Consider the following 18,093-nt stretch of genomic DNA (forward strand, 5'->3'; position numbering starts at 1 on the left):
GGGATGACTTCAATTTTTTCCCGCCCCAGCACCTGGGTTCCGTTGCTGATCCTGTTGCTGCTCGCAGCCGTCCCCTTCGTGGCACAGGCCACCGGCCAGCAGTTTTATGTCGCATTCTTTGCGCGCATCATCATCTACGCGATTGCCGCCTGCGCGCTCAACATCGCGCTCGGCTACGGCGGGATGGTGAGTTTCGGCCATTCGCTGTTCCTTGGCCTTGGTGCCTATGTGGTCGGCCTCGCGTCTTTCCACGAAGTCGGAAGCGGTTGGGCACACCTGGCTTTGTGCCTGGGCGTCTGCGGTTTTGTTGCGCTGGTGACGGGCGCGATCAGCCTTCGCACCACCGGCATCGCCTTCATCATGATCACGCTGGCCTTTGCACAGATGGGCTACTTCCTGTTCGTCAGCCTGAAGAACTACGGCGGCGACGACGGGATGTCCATCGCAAAAAACAGCCGCTTCGGCCCGGTGGACCTGTCGTCCGCGACCAGCGTGTACGTCGCCGCCTTCATCGTGCTGGTGCTGTCGATCTGGTGGCTTGCGAAGCTGCGCGTGGCCCCTTTCGGCATGGTGATCCGCGGCGCGAAGCAGAACGCGCGCCGCGTCAATGCCGCCGGCATCCCGGTGTTGCGCTATCAATTGCTGGCCTATGTGATGTCGGGCATGTTGTGCGGCGTGGCCGGCCTGCTGCTGGCCAACCTCAATGCCTTTGCGTCCCCCAGCACGCTGTCGTGGGCGGTGTCCGGCGAGTTGATCGTCATCGTCGTGATCGGCGGCCTCGGCAGCGTGTTCGGTCCCTTGCTCGGTGCCATTGTTTTCCTCGGCCTGGAAGAAGTCCTGAAAACCTGGACAGACCACTGGATGGTCATTTTCGGCCCGCTTATCGTCATCGTCGCGCTGCTGGGCAAGAGCGGCATCGTCGGCCTGCTGCAGCGCTTTGATCCGCGCCGCAAGCCCGCCACGCAACCCGCGGCCACCACCGCGCCTGCCGCAGCGGCAGGCACTGCCAACACCGTGAAGGGAGCCGTGTGATGGTCAGCGTACTTCGCACCGACTCGCTCACCAAACGCTACGGCGCGCTGCTTGTCACCGACGCGGTCTCGCTCGACATCGGCGAGGGTGAACTGCACGCCATCATCGGCCCCAACGGCGCCGGCAAGACCACGCTGATCAACCAGCTCTCGGGCGAGCTCGCGCCCAACAGCGGCAGTGTCTGGTTCGATGGCGCGGACGTGTCCGCACTGACTATCCACGAACGCGCCAAGCGCGGCCTGCTGCGTTCCTACCAGATCACGTCGATCTTCGAAGACTTCAGCGTGCTGGAAAACGCGACCTTCGCGGCGCTCGGCTCGCGCCAGCATGCGTTCAGGTTCTGGGCGCCCATGCTGGCCGGCCAGGAAGCGCGCAGGTTTGCGGAAGAAGCGCTCGAAGCGACCGGCCTGACGCACCGCCTCAGCGTCGCGGCGGGTGACCTGGGCTACGGGGAGCGCCGTCAGCTTGAACTCGCGATGAGCCTGGCCGCAGGCCCGAAATTCCTGCTGCTCGATGAGCCCATGGCCGGCATGAGCGTGCAGGAGTCCGCCGCCGTCATCGCGCTGCTCCAGCGTCTGAAGCGCCAGTACACCATCCTGCTGGTCGAGCATGACATGGACGCGGTGTTTGCGCTGGCCGACCGCATCAGCGTGCTGGTCTACGGAAAGATCCTGTTCACCGGCACGCCAGATGAAATCCGCAACCACCCGGAAGTGCGGGCGGTTTACCTTGGCGAAGAAGAAACCGGAGCCGAAGCATGAGTGCGTTTTTATCGGTCAAAAGTCTGCAGGCGTCTTATGGCCATGCACAGGCGCTGTTCGACATTTCATTCGAGGTCGGCGCGGGCGAAGTCGTCACGCTGCTTGGCCGCAACGGCATGGGCCGCTCAACCACGGTCAAATGCCTGTTCGGCATGCTGCCTGTCTCGTCGGGCAGCGTGTCCGTGGGCGGCGAGCGCGTCGACCATTTGCCGTCGCACCGCATCGCGCGAAAGGGCTTGGCGCTGGTGCCGGAGGGCCGGCAGGTGTTCCCCAACCTGACCGTCGAGGAAAACCTGGTCGCCACCGCGCGCGACGACAAAAGGAGCCGCGGCAAGGCCTGGGACCTGGATCGCGTTTATGTCTTCTTTCCGCGCCTGAAAGAACGCCGCGGCAACCTCGGCTCGCAGCTGTCGGGTGGTGAGCAGCAGATGCTCGCCATCGGCCGCGCGCTGATGACCAACCCTCGGTTGCTGGTGCTGGACGAGGCGACCGAGGGCCTGGCGCCGGTCATCCGCAATGAGATCTGGCGCGCGCTGGCCGAGCTGAAGCAGGACGGCCTGTCGCAAATCGTGATCGACAAGAATGTGAAGGCGCTGATGGGCCTGGCCGACCGGCACTTCGTCATTGAAAAAGGCTGCGTGGTCTGGCAAGGCACCTCCAACGACCTGCGCGGCCAGCCGGAAATCGTGCATCAGTATCTCGGAGTCTGAATGGACCGCATCCTTCACACCTACTTTCGCAGCTCGGCGGCCTACCGCGTGCGCATTGCGATGAATCTCAAGGGGCTCGAGGCCGATCACGTCTTCATCCACCTGAACCGCAACGGCGGAGAACAGTTCGGCGAGGCTTTCAGGGCGATCAACCCGCAGGCGCTGGTGCCGGTGCTGAGCGAGGAGGGCGTGCAGATCAGCCAGTCGCTGGCCATCATCGAGTACCTCGACGAGGTCTATCCGCAGGTTCGGTTGCTGCCCTCGTCACCGGTCGACCGCGCCTTTGTTCGCCAGCTTTCACTGGGCATTGCCTGCGACATCCATCCCATCAACAACCTGCGCGTGCTGAAATACCTGACCGGGCCGATGGGTGTGTCGGAAGAGAAAAAAAGCGAGTGGATCGCGCACTGGATCACCCTCGGTCTCGAGGCGGTCGAGGCGCAATTGAAGCAGCGCGGCAGCGTCGGCGACTTCTGCCTCGGCGATACGCCGACGATGGCCGACTGCTGCCTGGTGCCCCAGGTCTTCAGCGCGCAGCGCTTCAATGTCGACTTATCGGGCTGCCCGACGGTGATGGCCATCTTCAGTGCCTGCCAGGGGCTGCCGGCCTTTGCGGCCGCACAGCCATCGCGGCAGCCGGATGCGGAATGAGCGCTTGCCGGCCGCTTACTTCAGCGCCTGCAGCTGCTGGTTGGCCATCGCAATCCATTCCTTGATGTAGGTCTGGTAATGCAGGTCATCATGGCGCCACATGCGGTTCAGCCCCATGCCGCGGACCAGGTTCAGGCTCAGGTTGAGCAGTATGCGTGCGCGTTTGGCGGGTACGCCAGCTTTCTTGAAAACATCCATCCATATGTCGTCGCACGTGACGCGGTAGCGCTCCATCACCGGCAGGATTTTCGCCATCAGCTCGGGGTCGGTGCGCGCGACCACAAGGGTCTCGAGCGCCGCCAGAAAGGGCCAGTCGAAGTAAATGCTCATGCAGTCGGTGATGAAGCCTTCAATCGGTTTTTCCGCGGCGCCCGCCGTCTGCGCCATGCGCTGGCCGCGCACGATGGCTTCCTCATAGACCATGGCTGTTGCCTCGACCACCAGCTCAGCCTTGGTGGTGTAGTGGTGCATCAGGGCGCCGTTCGACACCCCCGAGGCCTTGGCCACTTCCTTCATCGTGAGACCGCTGTAGCCGTCGCGCAGAAGGACCTCGATGGCGGCGGCAAGCAGCTTGTCCTTGGTGATGCGGCTGCGGTCTTCCTGGGTGCGGCGAGGCGCCTTCACGGCTTTCGCGGCCAACGCCTTCTGGGCAGGTGCTGATTGGGTTGTCGTGCGTTTGATTGGTGTGCTGGCCATCCGGTAAACCTTTTCAGTGCTGCTGTGCCTGACTGCCGTGATTATGGCCCCAGGCATTCGGGTCAACCCCTATGAAATTGACTGTTTTAACTTACAAACCGTACGCTCTGTATGTGATAATTTTTGCATTCTCTGTTTAAGAAGGAGCTGGGAATGGCCTTTATCAAGAATGCCTGGTACGTGGCTTGCTGGAGCGGCGAAGTCAAGCCGGGTGAAATGTTTCACCGCAAACTGCTCAATGAGCTGGTGGTGTTTTATCGCAAGGAAGACGGCACGGCCGTCGCGCTGCAGGATCGCTGTCCGCACCGTTTCATCCCGCTTCACCTCGGCAAGCTTGTCGGCGACGCCATTGAATGCGCTTACCACGGCTTGACTTTCGATTGCTCGGGGACATGCGTGAAAAACCCGCACGGCGATGGCAAGGTGCCCGCCGCGGCCAAGGTGCGCTCTTACCCCGTGGCCGACAAGCACGGCATGCTCTGGATCTGGATGGGCAGCCAGGCGGCCGATCGGGCCACCATTCCCAACTACGACGTGCTCGAATCCAAAGCCGGTTTTGCCACCAGCCGCGGTTACCTGCACATCCAGGCCAACTATGAGCTGATGGGCGAAAACCTGCTGGACCTGAGCCACATCACCTACCTGCATGACGGCTATCTCGGCAGCCCCGAGCAGGTCGGCGCCGTGCAGGTTTTGAAGGAGGAGGGCGGCAAGATTCACTGCAACCGCTGGATGCCCAGAATATCGGTGCCGCCCATCTTTGACATGGTCTACCGCCGCGATGGAAAGCCGGTTGACATGTGGACCAACATGACCTGGATTCCGCCCAGCTGCTTCCTGCTGGACTCCGGCGTGCACGAGGTCGATGGCGAGCGCGAGGACCACGGCTGGTATTACGGCGTGCACATCCTGACGCCCGAATCGGACAAGACCACGCATTACCACTTTGCCGCCGCGATGCCGCCCGGCACCAACATGACGCCGGAAGAGGCAGCAAAGTTTTCCGCCCTGCGCCGCCATGCCTTTGAAGCCCAGGATAAACCCATCATCGATGCGCAGCAGGCCGCCATCGGCGACAACGATTTCTGGGACATGAAGCCGGTGCTGCTCAGCATCGATGCCGGCCCGGTTCGCATGCGCCGCGCCATCGAACGCATGGTCAGGGAAGACGCCGAAGCCGAGGCGCCAGTCGTGCCGGTCAAGCTGATCCGGCCCGCGCCAGCGCCTGTGTAGGTCCGGAGCCATTTGAAGATTTATAGAAGGAGACAGCGATGAAGAAGCCATTGATTCAATGCTTGGCCATGGCAGGCCTCATGATGTCGCTCGCCAGCGGCTGGGCGCAAACCGCACCCATCAAAATCGGTTTTATCGGCGAACTGTCCGGACCCACGGCAGGCGTGGGCCAGGACCAGCTCGACGGTTTTAACCTGCTGCTGGAACGCAACGGCGGCAAGCTGGGGGGCGTGCCGGTGCAGCTGATCAGGGAAGACAGCCAGCTCAAGCCGGACGTGGCCAACCAGGCGGTGCGCCGCCTCATCGAAAAGGAAAACGTGGCCATCATCACGGGCGTGTCGTTCTCGAACATCATGATGGCCGTGCACAAGTACGTGACCGACAAGGAAGTGTTTCTCGTCGGTTCCAACGCCGGTCCGTCGCAGATCGCCGGCAGCCAGTGCTCGCCTTATCAGTTCATCACCTCATGGCAGGGCGACCAGGCCGCCGAGGCGGTGGGCCAGTACGCCAGGGACAAGGGCTACAAGAAAGTCTTTGTACTGGCGCCCAATTACCAGGCCGGCAAGGATATCGTCGCGGGCTTCAAGCGTTACTACAAGGGGCAGCTCGCCGACGAGGTCTACACTTCCCTGACGCAGATGGATTTCTCGGCTGAGCTGTCGCAGGTCTCTGCCGCCAGGCCGGACGCGGTCTTTGCCTTTTTCCCGGGCGGGCTGGGCGTGGCTTTCGCCAAGCAATACGCGCAAGCCGGGATGTCGAAAAACCTGCCGCTGTTGTCCACCTTTATTGCCGATGCCTTGTCGATGCCGGCCATCGGTGATTCGGCGCTCGGCATCGTCAGCGGCGGCTTTTGGGCGCCTGACTTCCCAAATGCGCAGAGTCGCCAGTTCGTCGAAGAGTTTGAGCGCAAGTACAAGCGCATTCCGTCCAACTATGCGGCGCAAAGTTATGACGCAGCGCAATTGCTCGATTCCGCCATCGGCAAGGTCAAGGGAAACGTCACCGACAAGAAGGCCCTCATGGTCGCGTTGAAGGCAGCCGACTTCAAGTCCATCCGCGGTGATTTCAAATTCGGCAACAACAACTTCCCGGTTCAGGGCATGCACATCATGCAAGTGGCCAAGGACGGCAGTGGCCGCCTGAACCTGAAGACGGTTTCCACCCCTTTTAAGAGCTACCAGGATGCTTATGCGTCCCAATGCGCACTCAAGTGATTTTGTTCATGGGTGCCAACGAATTTTCGGTAAGGGTTGCAAGGAAGACCCGCGAGGCGGTGGACATCAACTCGTATGAGCTGGTGGCCATGGACGAGCGGGACCTTCCCGCGTTTGAGGCCGGCGCGCATGTCGACGTGCATCTTCCAAACGGACTGGTGCGGCAGTACTCCCTTTGCGGGATGCCGCACCGGAGGGATCGCTATCGAATCGCGGTGCTTCGGGACCCCAAAACCCGTGGCGGTTCAGAAGCCATTCATGACTTGGTGCATGAAGGCGATACGCTGCGCATCAGTTGGCCTCGCAATCTGTTCCGGCTGTCTGATGGGCCCCAAACCAGCATCCTGTTGGCCGGGGGCATCGGCGTGACGCCATTGCTTGCCATGGCGTACCACCTTCACGCACAAGGCCGCCCCTTTGCGCTCCACTACTTTGCACGGTCAAAGGAACGTGTGGCATTTCTCGCCGAACTTCAGAGTGCCGCTTTCGCGAGCAACATAGCTTTTCATCTGGACGATGCGGCCGCTGCCGGTAAAAAGCCGTTGTGTGCACTCCTAGAAAACATGCCGCGCGACGCGCATATCTACACCTGCGGACCGACAGGCTTCCTCAATCATGTACTGGAAACAGCTTCAGCACTGGACTGGCCTGCGGCCCAGGTGCACCACGAGACCTTTTCACCTCCGCAAGCGGTGACCGGCGATTCTTTCGAGGTGCGCATTCTGAGCACGGGCCAGTCTGTGGTGGTCGCTCAGGACGAGACCGTGGTCAGCGCCGTGGCGCGGATTGGCGTAGAAATCCCGGTTTCCTGCGAGCAAGGCATCTGCGGGACATGCCTGACACGCGTGGTGGAGGGCGTTCCGGACCACCACGATCAATACCTGACCGACGACGAGCATGAGAAAAATGATCAATTTACGCCCTGCTGCTCAAGATCCAGAACGAAGGTCATGGTGCTTGATATTTAGCGGCTACTACGGCTGATGCGGCTGATGCGGCTGATGTGAGGGAGCCGTTTCCGGTCTGTTCTTTTTTCAGCCCGCTGGGGCCAACTCTTGCTGCGCGCGATAATTGCCGCTGGCTTTTCCACCCCCAGCACCTTCCTGCATGCGCCTGCGCCACATTGAAGTTTTCAACGCCGTCATGCTGACCGGCAGCGTCAGCGGCGCGGCACGCCTGATCAATGTCACGCAGCCTGCGGTCAGCCGCATCCTGCAGCACGCTGAACTGCAACTGGGTTTTGCGCTTTTCCAGCGCACCAAGGGCAGGTTGACACCGACCGCGGAGGCGTTGACGCTGTACCCGCACATCGAGCGGCTGTTTGCCCAGCTCGATGAAGTGCAACGCCTGGCCGCCAACCTCAGGACCGGGGAAAGCGCCAAATCGCTGCGCATTCTGACCGTGCTGGCGCTCAGCTATGAAATCCTGCCGCACGCCATCAAACTGTTTCGCGTCAAGCATGCCGATGTGGCCATCACGGTCCAGGCCTTGCACTCGCCGCAGATTGTTTCGGCACTGGCTTTGCAGGAGGCGGATGTAGGCTTTCTTTTCAGCCCGGTGGCCCATTCGGCGCTGGCGCAGGAGCACCTGGCCGATGGCCGCATGGTGTGTATCGCACCCAAAGGCATGCTGCCGGCGCGCCTGCTCAAGCGTGGCAGCGTCGCGCTGGCGGATTTGACCCGGCAGCCGGTGATCGGGCTGGATGTGCTGGACCCGGTGGGCCGCAGCCTCAACCAGGCCTGCCGCGAGGCGGGGGTGGGCCTGGAATTTGACATCACGGTGCAGACCTACCACTCGGCGCTGGCGCTGGCGCACCACGGGCTGGGCGTTGCCGTGATCGACAACTGCACGGCCGCTTCAGCCGATTTGGCACGGGTGGACGTGCTGGCGCTGGAGCCCCTGATCCCGGTGCCGATCAAGGCCCTGCTGCCGGCCGGCAAGCCGAGCTCGGTCGCGGTGAGAGCCTTTGTGCGCTGCTTTCAGCAGGCGCTGGCCCGAACTGCCTGAATAACTTGAATCGCCTGAATCGGCAATTCAGCGCAGTTGCAGTTTCCGGCTCAGTGGCTCAGCAAGCCGCTGATGCGCTGGGCCGAACCAAAGGCCAGCGTAAACCCCAGCGCGCCGTGGCCGGTGTTGAACAGCAGGTTGGTTGGCGCCCCGGGACGTCTGCCAATCACCGGCAGGCCGGTGGGCGTGGCCGGGCGCATGCCGGCCCAGGGGCTCAGGTCGGCAAAGGCACTGCACTTGGGAAAGAGCGTCTGGGCCGAGGCTTTGAGCGACGCGATCTGTGCCGGGGCAATGGTGGTGTCGTAGCCCGACAGTTCCGCCATGCCCGCCACGCGCAGGCGCGAGCCAATGCGCGCGAACACCACTTTGCGGGCGCTGTCGGTCACGCTCACCGCCGGTGCCGTGCGGGCCTGTTCGTCGACCTCAACCGTGATGCTGTAGCCCTTGAGCGGATAAACCGGAAGGTGCACGCCCAGCGCGCGGGCCATGCGGGGTGAATCAACGCCCAGCGCCATCACATACTGGTCGGCCTCGACAAGGCCTTGCGGCGTGGCCACAGCCACCACCGACTTGCCGCGCAGCACCAGCTGCCGCACCGGGGTGTCGAGCAAAAACCGCACGCCCTGCCGGCGCAGCACGGCCAGCAGGGCGTCGCAGGTTTTCTGGCAGTCGGCGGCGCACTCACCCGGCGTATGGATGGCGCCGGCAATCTGCGCGTGACGGCTTTTCAGCGCGGGCTCAATCTCCACGCAGCGGTCGGCGTTGACCGCTTCCTGGGTGCTGCCCAATTCGCGCTGCAGCAGCATTTGCCGGCATGCGGCGGCGAACGACGCCCCGTCCGAATACAGCACCAGCTTGCCGCTGGCCGAAAAATCGCAATCCAGCTTTTCCTGGTTCATCATGGCCTCGAAGGATTGTCGGCTTGACGCCGCCAGCGCCAGCAGCTGGGCCGTGGTGTTTCGCGACGTCGTGCCATTGCAGGCGGCCAGAAACTGCGTGCCCCACAGCCATTGCCGCATGTCCAGGCGGGGGCGCAGCTTGAAGGGGGAAGAGGGCGAAAGCAGCAGCTTGGGGAGCTGGCGCCAGATGCCCGGATCGGCCAGCGGCTGCACGTAGGAGTAGCTCAGCTGTGCGCCGTTGCCGCCACTGGCGCCGCTGCCGGGGCTGGCGCGGTCCACCACCGTCACTTCGTGGCCGGCGCGGCGCAAGCTGTAGGCGGTGGCCAGCCCCACGATTCCCGCACCGAGCACGCACACATGCATAAAAATTCCTTGGCTTTGAAAAGGCGCCACTTTACGCAGTCGAAGTGCACTTGAACAATGCTGAATTCGCCACCGGCCATGACCTGCGGTTATGCCCGCATGGCCGGCATGTCCGGACTGGGTAAACCATGAGTTTTCGTCATGGGTTTGCCGCGAAAATGAATGACTCGCATCGCGCGGCTGTTCCTACACTAGCGCTGTCGACTTCCTGAAATTTTCCAACTCTCTGCCTCCCGAAAGGACACGCATGAAATTCTCGACCCTCATGACCGCCGTGCTGCTGATCGCAGGCCTGGCGACCACCGCAAGCGCGCAGACGCTGAAAAAGGTCGCCGACAGCAACAAGATCACCGTGTCTTACCGCGAGGCGTCGGTTCCTTTCAGCTACCTGATCGGCTCGACCAAGGCCGTGGGCTTCTCGGTTGAACTGACCGAAGCCATCATTGACGACGTGCGCAAGAAGCTCAAGAAGCCGAATCTTGAAGTGGCGTACATGCCTGTGACCTCTCAGAACCGCATTCCGCTGCTGGTCAACGGCACCTACGACCTCGAGTGCGGCTCGACCACCAACAACACCGCTCGCGGCAAGGACGTGGCGTTTGCCATCAACCACTTCTACACCGGCACGCGTTTGCTGACCAAGAAGACCTCCGGTGTCAAAAATTACGCCGACCTGGCGAAAAAGACGGTGGCCAGCACCACCGGCACCACCAACGCGCAGGTGATCCGCAAGTACAGCACCGACAAAAACCTCGACATGCAACTCATTTTGGGCAAAGACCATGATGACTCGCTGCTGCTGGTGGAAAGCGACCGTGCGCTGGCTTTTGCCATGGACGACATCTTGCTGTTCGGCCTGATGGCCAATTCCAAAAATCCGGCGTCGCTGCAGGTGGTGGGCGATTCGCTGCAGGTCGAGCCCTATGCCTGCATGGTGCGCAAGGACGATCCGGAGTTCAAGAAGCTGGTGGACGGCACGCTCACCCGCCTGATGAAGTCGGGCGAATTCACCACGCTCTACAACAAGTGGTTCATGTCGCCGATTCCTCCCAAGGGCGTGAACCTGAACCTGCCCATGAGCGAGCAGCTCAAGGCCAACATCAAAGCGCTGAGCGACAAGCCGGCGATATAAGCGCGGGCAGGGGCCCCCAGGACTGCCGCGTCCCTGCATTCCGGGCCGGCAGTCCTTTCTCCCAAAAATGTGACCCGGTCGGGTGCTTTTCGGCGCCAGGCGGCCGGCGCACGCCCGGCTTTTGAGCATGAGCAGCGAAGAACCATGAAGACCGTGAACAGCAGAGGCAAGGCATGAACAGAACCCGCGTCGTCGGCATTCTGGGCGGCATGGGGCCGGCCGCGGGCGCCGACTTTGCCCGGCTGTTTGTCCAGGCCTGCGCCGACCGGATGCGGGTGCTGCAGATTCCGGTGTCGGACCAGGCCTTTCCCGAGCATTGGCTGGCCCAGGTGCCGGTGCCGGACCGCAGCACGGCCCTGGAGTCACCGGGCCTGGGCGGCCACCAGCCGCTGGAGCCCATGCTGCAGGCCATGGGCAAGCTGGCCGCGCTGGGTGCCACTGCGGTGGCCGTGGCCTGCAACACGGCTCACGCCTGGCACGGCGCATTGCAGGAGCGCTTTCCGCAGCTCGAAGTGCTGCATGTGGCGCGCGAAGTGGCCCACACGCTTGCAGGGCGCGGGGTAAAAGAAGTGGGTCTGCTGGCCACGGCAGGCACTTACCGTGCCGGCCTGTATGACCAGGCCCTGCGCCAGGCCGGACTGCAATGCCATATCCCGGAACCCGAAGAGCGCGAGCGCCTGATGCACGGGATTTACCACGGCGTCAAGGTGGGCAACATGGCGCTGGCACATGACTGTTTTGCGGGCGTGGCTGAGGCGCTGGCGCGGCGGCACGGACTGTCAACGCTGGTGCTGGGCTGCACTGAGATCCCGTTGGCGCTTGGCGCTCAGCGTGTGGTGGCCGGCCTGGATGGGCTGGACCTGATCGACCCGGCGCTGTTGCTGGCGCGGGCACTGGCCCGTCGGGCTTATGCCACCGCCGCCTAGCGTCAAGTAGTGAGTCAAAACAGCCTCTGGCCCAATAAGAACATGCGGAGTTAGCTATTAAAAAAATAGCAGTCTGACGAAGTCAGGCCATCACCATCGCAAGGTCAAAAACCGGTGCGCGTCAGCCGCGTGCGCAATGTAAAGCGCTCTGCCGGGTGGTGCGTCACGCTGATTTCAACGGTTTCACCCTGCTGGTTGAGGTAGTGGCGCACGATGCGCAGTCCCGGCGCTTGCGGCTCCACGCCAAGGCGGCGGGCCACGGACTCGGGCAGGGGAACGGCACACAGGTCTTGCGTCATTTCCTTGATGTGCTGGCCGTAATGCGTCTCCAGTAGCGTACTCACCAATGTGCCAGGGGACTCGCGCACCCGCACTTCCAGTCCGTCGTAGTCGGGCGCGACATAGACCTCGGTCCAGCCAATCGGCTCACCCTGCGGTTTTTTGGACCCAGGCCCCTGGCCGTCCAGGCGAAGGCTGGCGATGCGCAGCCAGGGGGTGCCCTCGGCACAGTTCAGCAGGCGCGCCAGCGCCGCCGGGGTGGCAATGCGGTCGATCTGCTGCACCACGCGGGAGTGGGTGGCCCCAAATTGCACCAGGTCGTCAATGGACGCCAGCGACTGATGAAAGCCCACGCTGGGGGTGGCTGATTCGACCCGCGTACCGGCATTCTTGCGGCGTGACACCAGGCCCTGTTGCTGCAACTCCTGCAGGGCGGCACGCACCGTGTGGCGGCTGGTCTGGTAGTGGACGCATAACTCCAGCTCGGTGGGCAACACGCTGCCCACGGCGAAATGGCCAGTGCGGATGGCCTCGCGCAGGTGACGCGCAATGTCGGAAAAACGGGGCTTGGCAGTCATGGCATCAAGTGTAGGGGGCACAGGTTGCAATAGCCCTGCAGGGGCAAACAGAGAGGTATACGGGTAATTACTGATTCTATATATGTCCGGACTTATTAATATTCAATATGTCCGAACATATAAAACCATTTTTGCTTCAACCCAAACCATGAAAACGCCACCTCCCCTTTTCAGCGCCAGTACCGTGATGGACTCCATCCTGTTCCGTGATGCCTTCGGCACCCAGGCCATGCGCAGCATCTTTTCAGACCAGGCGCTGGTTCAGCGCTACATCGATGCCGAGGTGGCGCTGGCGCGCGCCGAGGCGCGCTGTGGCGTGATCCCGGCCGAAGCCGCCGAGGTGATTGCGCGCGAATCCCGCCTGGACCGCATCGACTTCGACCACATGCGCGAAGAAACCGACATCGTGGGCTATCCCATACTGCCGCTGGTGCACCAGTTGGTGGTCATGTGCGGCGAAGCCGGGCGCTATGTGCACTGGGGCGCCACGACGCAGGACATCATGGATACCGCCGTGGCGCTGCAGGTGCGCGATGCGCTGGACAGCATAGACGCGGACATCCGGGCCCTGCGTGGCGTCCTGGCTGACCTGGCGATGAAGCACCGCGACACGCCCATGGCCGGCCGCACCCACCTGCAGCAGGCCCTGCCCATCACCTTTGGCTACAAGGCCGCCATCTGGCTGGCGATGTTTGACCGCCATCAGCAGCGCCTGGCGCAACTGCGCCCGCGCGTGGCGGTGGTGGAGTTTGCCGGTGCGGCGGGTACGCTCGCGTCGCTGGGCGACAAGGGGTTTGAGGTGCAAAAAGCCATGGCCGAAGAACTGGGCCTGGGTGTGCCGGCCACCACCTGGCATGTGGCGCGCGACGGCTTTGCCGAAGCCGTCAACCTGCTGGCCCTGGTCACCGGCTCGCTGGGCAAGATCGCGCTGGACATCATGATCATGGCCTCGACCGAGTTTGCCGAGGTGTACGAGCCCTTCGTCAAGGGGCGCGGCGCCAGCAGCACCATGCCGCAAAAGCGCAACCCCATCTCCAGCGAGCTGATGCTGGCCGCCTCCAAGGCCGTGCGCCAGCATGCGGGTTTGATGGTGGACGCCATGGTGCAGGACTTCGAGCGCGCCACCGGCCCCTGGCATGCCGAGTGGATTGCGATTCCCGAGAGTTTCATCCTCACCGCCGGGGCTTTGCACCAGGCCAAGTTTGCCCTGGGCGGCCTGGTGGTGGATACCGGCCGCATGCGCCACAACCTCGGCATCAGCCGCGGCCTGATCGTGGCCGAGGCCGTGATGATGGGGCTGGCCCCGCACATGGGGCGCCAGCAGGCGCACGACGTGGTTTATGACGCCTGCCGCACGGTGAACGAACAAGGCGGCAGCCTGGCCGAAGCGCTGGCCGCCTTGCCGGCGGTCACCCGGCACCTGGACCGCAGCGCCATCGACCAACTGTGCGATCCCGCGAACTACCTGGGCCTGGCTCCGCAAATGGTGGACAGGGCGCTGGCGCTGTCGGCGCGCGCCGCGTCCTGAGGCCAGCGTGGAGAGAGACAACATGACAAACGACACGACCACCGCCGCCATCGCGCCGCCCAAGAAACTCCCCTGGTACCGCAAGCTCGGCATGCAGGTACTGCTGTCGCTGGTGTTGGGCATCGCGGTCGGCTTCATCTTCCCGAAGTTTGCGTCGCAGCTCAAGCTGCTGGGCGACATGTTCCTGTCGCTCATCAAGGCAGGCGTCGCACCGCTGGTGTTCCTCACGATCGTGCACGGCATCGCGTCGGCGGGTGACGTCAAGAGCGCAGGCCGTGTTGGCTGGCGCTCTATCGTCTACTTCGAGGTGATTTCGACCATCGCGCTGGTGATCGGCCTGCTCGCGGGCAACCTGCTGAAGATCGGCAAGGGGATGACCGCCGTGGCCAGCGGCGCAGCCCCCCCGGCAGCGGTGAAGGCCGCGGCGCCGCAGGGCTTCCTCGAATTCATGGCGCACATCGTGCCGGACAATTTCATCGGAGCCTTCGCCAAAGGCGAGCTGCTGCAGGTGGTGGTGCTGGCCGTGATGGTCGGCATCGGCATCCTCGCGATCCCGCAGGGCCGGCGCGAGAAAGTCAATGTCGGACTGGGCTACATCGCCGAAGTGCTGTTCTCGTTCATCAATCTGGTGATGAAGCTTGCGCCCATCGGCACCTTCGGTGCGGTGGCCTATTCGGTGGGCAGCAACGGCAGCGCGGTGCTGGTCGCGCTGGCGCAACTGGTATTGAGCTTCTACGCCGTCGTGGTGCTGTTCATCGCCGTGGTGCTAGGCCTCATCGCGAAGCTCGCAGGCTTTAGCCTGTGGCGCTTTCTGCGCTATATCAAGGACGAGATCCTGATCGTGCTCGGTACGGCCTCGTCGGAGAGCGCCTTGCCGCGTCTGCTGATCAAGCTGGAGCGCCTGGGCTGCGCCAAGCAAACCGTGGGCCTCGTGTTGCCGACCGGCTACGCCTTCAACCTCGATGGCACCTCGCTATTCATGTCCATGGGGGTGATGTTCATCGCCCACGCCTACGGCGTGCCGATCGCGCTCGACCAGCAGATAGGCATCCTGCTGCTGATGCTGCTGACCTCGAAGGGCGCGGCCACCGTGTCGGGGGGATCATTCGTGGTGTTCGCGGCAACGGTCACGTCCACGGGCCTGCTGCCGGTCGAAGGCTTGGCCGTAATTTTCGGCGTCTACCGCTTCATGTCGATGGCGATCGCAACCTGCAACACCATCGGCAACAGTGTGGCGACGGTCGTCATCGCCAAGTGGTCGGGCACCTTCGACCCGAAGGTCGCGCATCGCCATCTCTACCCTGAGCGTTACCCCGAGGCGGCGGCTGCCGATGCGGCACTGGACGACGGCAACCTTCTCCCCGAGGACTCGAACGAAGCCAACCCGCACACGCCCGGAATCCCGCTCTCGAAACCCGCAGCGGTCTGAGCTTCCCCTTCGTCTTCATCCCTTTTAACGGCGAAACAGACATGACCAAATTCATGAAGTACGCAAAGCGCATCGCCGCCGCAGCAACACTGCTGGCGGGCACGCACCTGGCCTTTGCGCAGGCCTACCCGACGAAACCCATCAACTGGGTCGTGCCGTTTGCGGCAGGGGGCCCCACCGACGCGCTCGCCCGTCACATTGCCGAGCGCGTCGCGCGTGAACTGGGGCAGCCCATCATCATTGACAACGCCCCCGGCGCAGGCGGCACGGTAGGCGCGGCCAAGGTGGCCAAGGCCACTGCCGACGGCTACACCTTCCTGGTCGGCCACATGGGCTATATGGGCGCGGCACCGGCGCTTTACAGAAAGCTCGGCTACGACCCGGTCAAGGACTTTGACGCGGTGTTCCGCTTTCCGGACACGCCGCTGGTGCTGATGGTGCGCAACGCCCACCCCGCCAAAGACATGGCGGGCCTGATCGACTTTGCCAGGAAGAATCCGGACAGGCTGTTCATCGGCAACGCGGGCATGGGCTCCAGTTCGCACCTGATCGCGGCACTGGTCGCCAATGCCGCCGGCATCAGGGTCACCATGGTGCCTTACAAGGGGGCCGGCCCCGCGCTGGTAGATGTGATTGGCGGCCAGGTCGACGGCATGTTCGACCAGACCAACACCGCCATGCCGCACATCACCTCGGGCAAGGTGCGCGCGCTGGCTGTGACGTCCAAGGTGCGCCTGCCCCAGTTCAAGAATGTGCCGACGCTCAACGAAACCGTGCTGCCCGGCTTCGAGGCCAGCACCTGGTACGGCATTTACGCCCCCAGGGGCACGCCCAAAGCGGCGCTGGATAAAGTGCAGAACGCCTACCTGAGGGCGATGAAGGACACGGGCTTTACCGGCAAGATGGCCGAGCAAGCGATCCAGATGCTGCCGCCCGAGCAGTACACCGGCGCGGCGCTGGCCAGGCACACAGAAAACGAAGTGGCCCGCTGGCGCGCTGTCGCCGCCAAATCGAACCTGGCCCTGGACTGACAGTTGCTACCATTTTGATAGCTGTTTGCGCCCATCAGACAGGGGCGAGAAGCCATTTCAATTCCAGAAACCATCGCCATGCGCCACATCGCCCAAGAAGACCTGGTTCAGAGCATTGCCGACGCGCTGCAAACCATCAGCCACTGCCACCCGGCTGATTTCGTGCAGGCCTTGCGCCGCGCCCATGATGCCGAAACGCATGCACCGGCACGGGACGCCATGGCGCAGTTGCTGATCAACAGCCGTCTGAGCTACTTCGGCAAACGCCCGCTGTGCCAGGACACGGGTGTGGTGCAGGTGTTCGTGCGTCTGGGGGCCGAGGTGCAGTTCACCCGCCGTGACGGCCGGCGCCTGCGCAGCCTGCAAGCCCTGGTCAACGAGGCCGTGCACCAGGCCTACACCGACCCGGCCAACCCGCTGCGGGCCTCTCTGGTGCGCGACCCGCTGGGCGCGCGCAGCAACACCCGCGACAACACGCCCGGCATCGTGCAGGTCGAGCTGACGGAAGGCGATGCGCTGAAGGTGCTGGTGGTCGCCAAGGGCGGCGGTGGCGATGTGAAGGCGCGCTTTGCCACGCTGAACCCCAGCGACAGCGTGGTGGACTGGGTGCTCGCGCAGCTGCCCGGCATGGGCGCAGGCTGGTGCCCGCCAGGCGTGCTGGGCATAGGCATAGGCGGCAGCCCCGAGCAGGCCATGCTGCTGGCCAAGCAAAGCCTGTTCACGCCGATTGACATCGACTTGCTGCGCGAACGCGGTGCGGCGACTGCCGAAGAGGCGCTGCGGCTGGAACTGCACCAGCGCATCAACGCCCTGGGCATAGGCGCGCAGGGCCTGGGGGGCTTGACCACCGTGCTGGACGTGAAGGTGGCCAGCGCCGCCTGCCACGCCGCCACGATACCGATCGCCCTGGTGCCCAACTGCGCCGCCACCCGCTACACCCGCTTCACGCTGGACGGCAGCGGCCCGGCCACGCTGACGCTACCTCCACCGGAACTGTGGGATGGCATTCCCGAACGCTTTGATTCACCGCAGGCCGCACGCGTCAACCTGGACACCCTGGACGCAGCCCAGGTGGCCCGCTGGCGCACCGGCCAGACCCTGTTGCTCAGCGGCCGCGTGCTGACCGGGCGCGATGCCGCGCACAAACGCCTGGCCGACCTGCTGCACGCGGGCCAGCCCCTGCCGGTTGATTTGAAAGACCGCGTCATCTACTACGTGGGCCCCGTCGACCCCGTGCCCGGTGAGGCCGTGGGCCCGGCAGGCCCGACCACCGCCACGCGCATGGACAAGTTTGTGGACACGCTGCTGGCCCAAACCGGCCTCCTGGCCATGATCGGTAAAGCCGAACGCGGCCCGGCCGCTATTCGCCTCATCCAGAAGCACAAAGCGGCTTACCTGGTGGCCGTGGGCGGTGCCGCCTACCTGCTGTCCAAGGCCATCACCCACGCCAAAGTGCTGGCTTTTGACGACCTGGGCATGGAAGCGATTCACGAGTTTGAACTCAAGGAGTTTCCGGTCACGGTGGCCGTGGATGCGGCGGGGCGTTCGATCCATCGGCATATTGGCTTGCGGCTTGTGCCGTAGCCTAAATAGCGAGTAAAACTGGCTTCCGGCTCAATAAGCG

General features: G+C 63.5%; 17 protein-coding genes. 14 read left to right on the forward strand and 3 right to left on the reverse strand.

Going from position 1 to position 18,093, the window contains the following annotated elements; translation table 11 throughout:
- Positions 1-3 precede the first annotated feature (3 nt).
- The 4 genes from PJE01S_RS05390 to maiA are packed head-to-tail and all read left to right on the forward strand — an operon-like array spanning position 4 to position 3,154.
- Positions 4-1,032 (forward strand): branched-chain amino acid ABC transporter permease, encoded by a 1,029-nt coding sequence (locus PJE01S_RS05390; RefSeq protein ID WP_068832285.1) that lies wholly within the window; start codon positions 4-6, stop codon positions 1,030-1,032.
- Positions 1,032-1,793, forward strand: coding sequence for an ABC transporter ATP-binding protein (locus PJE01S_RS05395; protein WP_068832138.1), 762 nt, complete (start codon positions 1,032-1,034; stop codon positions 1,791-1,793). Before PJE01S_RS05390 ends, PJE01S_RS05395 begins: the two co-directional genes overlap by 1 nt.
- On the forward strand, positions 1,790-2,503 hold the full coding sequence (locus tag PJE01S_RS05400) for an ABC transporter ATP-binding protein (RefSeq protein ID WP_068832139.1): 714 nt from the start codon (positions 1,790-1,792) through the stop codon (positions 2,501-2,503). Before PJE01S_RS05395 ends, PJE01S_RS05400 begins: the two co-directional genes overlap by 4 nt.
- Complete coding sequence (gene maiA / locus PJE01S_RS05405; RefSeq protein WP_068832140.1) at positions 2,504-3,154, forward strand: maleylacetoacetate isomerase; 651 nt, start codon at positions 2,504-2,506, stop codon at positions 3,152-3,154.
- Positions 3,155-3,169: 15 nt separating this feature from the next.
- Here the strand turns inward: maiA and PJE01S_RS05410 are convergent, their stop codons facing one another.
- The gene (locus PJE01S_RS05410) at positions 3,170-3,850 is read right to left on the reverse strand and encodes a TetR/AcrR family transcriptional regulator (RefSeq protein WP_068832141.1); all 681 of its coding nucleotides are present in this window, start codon (positions 3,848-3,850) and stop codon (positions 3,170-3,172) included.
- Between the two features lie 153 nt (positions 3,851-4,003).
- On the opposite strand from PJE01S_RS05410, the gene PJE01S_RS05415 reads away from it, so the two are divergent.
- The 4 genes from PJE01S_RS05415 to PJE01S_RS05430 all read left to right on the forward strand — a co-directional run bounded on the left by PJE01S_RS05415 (position 4,004) and on the right by PJE01S_RS05430 (position 8,304).
- Positions 4,004-5,083 (forward strand): Rieske 2Fe-2S domain-containing protein, encoded by a 1,080-nt coding sequence (locus PJE01S_RS05415; protein ID WP_068832142.1) that lies wholly within the window; start codon positions 4,004-4,006, stop codon positions 5,081-5,083.
- A 38-nt stretch (positions 5,084-5,121) separates the two neighbouring features.
- Entirely contained in the window at positions 5,122-6,297 is a 1,176-nt protein-coding gene (locus tag PJE01S_RS05420) for an ABC transporter substrate-binding protein (RefSeq protein ID WP_068832143.1), read from the forward strand.
- Between the two features lie 8 nt (positions 6,298-6,305).
- Complete coding sequence (locus tag PJE01S_RS05425; RefSeq protein ID WP_068832286.1) at positions 6,306-7,265, forward strand: PDR/VanB family oxidoreductase; 960 nt, start codon at positions 6,306-6,308, stop codon at positions 7,263-7,265.
- A gap of 139 nt (positions 7,266-7,404) precedes the next feature.
- Positions 7,405-8,304: a LysR family transcriptional regulator gene (locus tag PJE01S_RS05430; protein ID WP_068832144.1), complete on the forward strand. Its 900-nt coding sequence runs from the start codon at positions 7,405-7,407 to the stop codon at positions 8,302-8,304.
- 50 nt (positions 8,305-8,354) lie between these two features.
- On the opposite strand, the gene PJE01S_RS05435 is transcribed toward PJE01S_RS05430, so the two are convergent.
- Positions 8,355-9,566, reverse strand: coding sequence for a D-amino acid dehydrogenase (locus tag PJE01S_RS05435; protein WP_068832145.1), 1,212 nt, complete (start codon positions 9,564-9,566; stop codon positions 8,355-8,357).
- Positions 9,567-9,813: 247 nt separating this feature from the next.
- Here PJE01S_RS05435 and PJE01S_RS05440 point away from each other — a divergent pair, with 247 nt between their 5' ends.
- Entirely contained in the window at positions 9,814-10,698 is an 885-nt protein-coding gene (locus tag PJE01S_RS05440; RefSeq protein ID WP_068832146.1) for a transporter substrate-binding domain-containing protein, read from the forward strand.
- A 173-nt stretch (positions 10,699-10,871) separates the two neighbouring features.
- Positions 10,872-11,624, forward strand: coding sequence for an aspartate/glutamate racemase family protein (locus PJE01S_RS05445; protein WP_068832147.1), 753 nt, complete (start codon positions 10,872-10,874; stop codon positions 11,622-11,624).
- A 104-nt stretch (positions 11,625-11,728) separates the two neighbouring features.
- Here PJE01S_RS05445 and PJE01S_RS05450 read toward each other — a convergent pair whose 3' ends face one another.
- Positions 11,729-12,481, reverse strand: coding sequence for a GntR family transcriptional regulator (locus PJE01S_RS05450; RefSeq protein ID WP_068832148.1), 753 nt, complete (start codon positions 12,479-12,481; stop codon positions 11,729-11,731).
- A gap of 148 nt (positions 12,482-12,629) precedes the next feature.
- Here PJE01S_RS05450 and PJE01S_RS05455 point away from each other — a divergent pair, with 148 nt between their 5' ends.
- The 4 genes from PJE01S_RS05455 to PJE01S_RS05470 all read left to right on the forward strand — a co-directional run bounded on the left by PJE01S_RS05455 (position 12,630) and on the right by PJE01S_RS05470 (position 18,053).
- Positions 12,630-14,009: a class-II fumarase/aspartase family protein gene (locus PJE01S_RS05455; RefSeq protein ID WP_174548519.1), complete on the forward strand. Its 1,380-nt coding sequence runs from the start codon at positions 12,630-12,632 to the stop codon at positions 14,007-14,009.
- 22 nt (positions 14,010-14,031) lie between these two features.
- Entirely contained in the window at positions 14,032-15,438 is a 1,407-nt protein-coding gene (locus PJE01S_RS05460; protein ID WP_068832150.1) for a cation:dicarboxylate symporter family transporter, read from the forward strand.
- A gap of 41 nt (positions 15,439-15,479) precedes the next feature.
- The gene (locus PJE01S_RS05465; RefSeq protein ID WP_245660625.1) at positions 15,480-16,469 is read left to right on the forward strand and encodes a tripartite tricarboxylate transporter substrate-binding protein; all 990 of its coding nucleotides are present in this window, start codon (positions 15,480-15,482) and stop codon (positions 16,467-16,469) included.
- 78 nt (positions 16,470-16,547) lie between these two features.
- Entirely contained in the window at positions 16,548-18,053 is a 1,506-nt protein-coding gene (locus PJE01S_RS05470; RefSeq protein WP_068832152.1) for a fumarate hydratase, read from the forward strand.
- The last annotated feature ends 40 nt before the right edge of the window (positions 18,054-18,093 follow it).

It is taken from the genome of Polaromonas jejuensis NBRC 106434 (assembly GCF_001598235.1).
GTDB classification, from domain to species: domain Bacteria; phylum Pseudomonadota; class Gammaproteobacteria; order Burkholderiales; family Burkholderiaceae_C; genus Polaromonas; species Polaromonas jejuensis.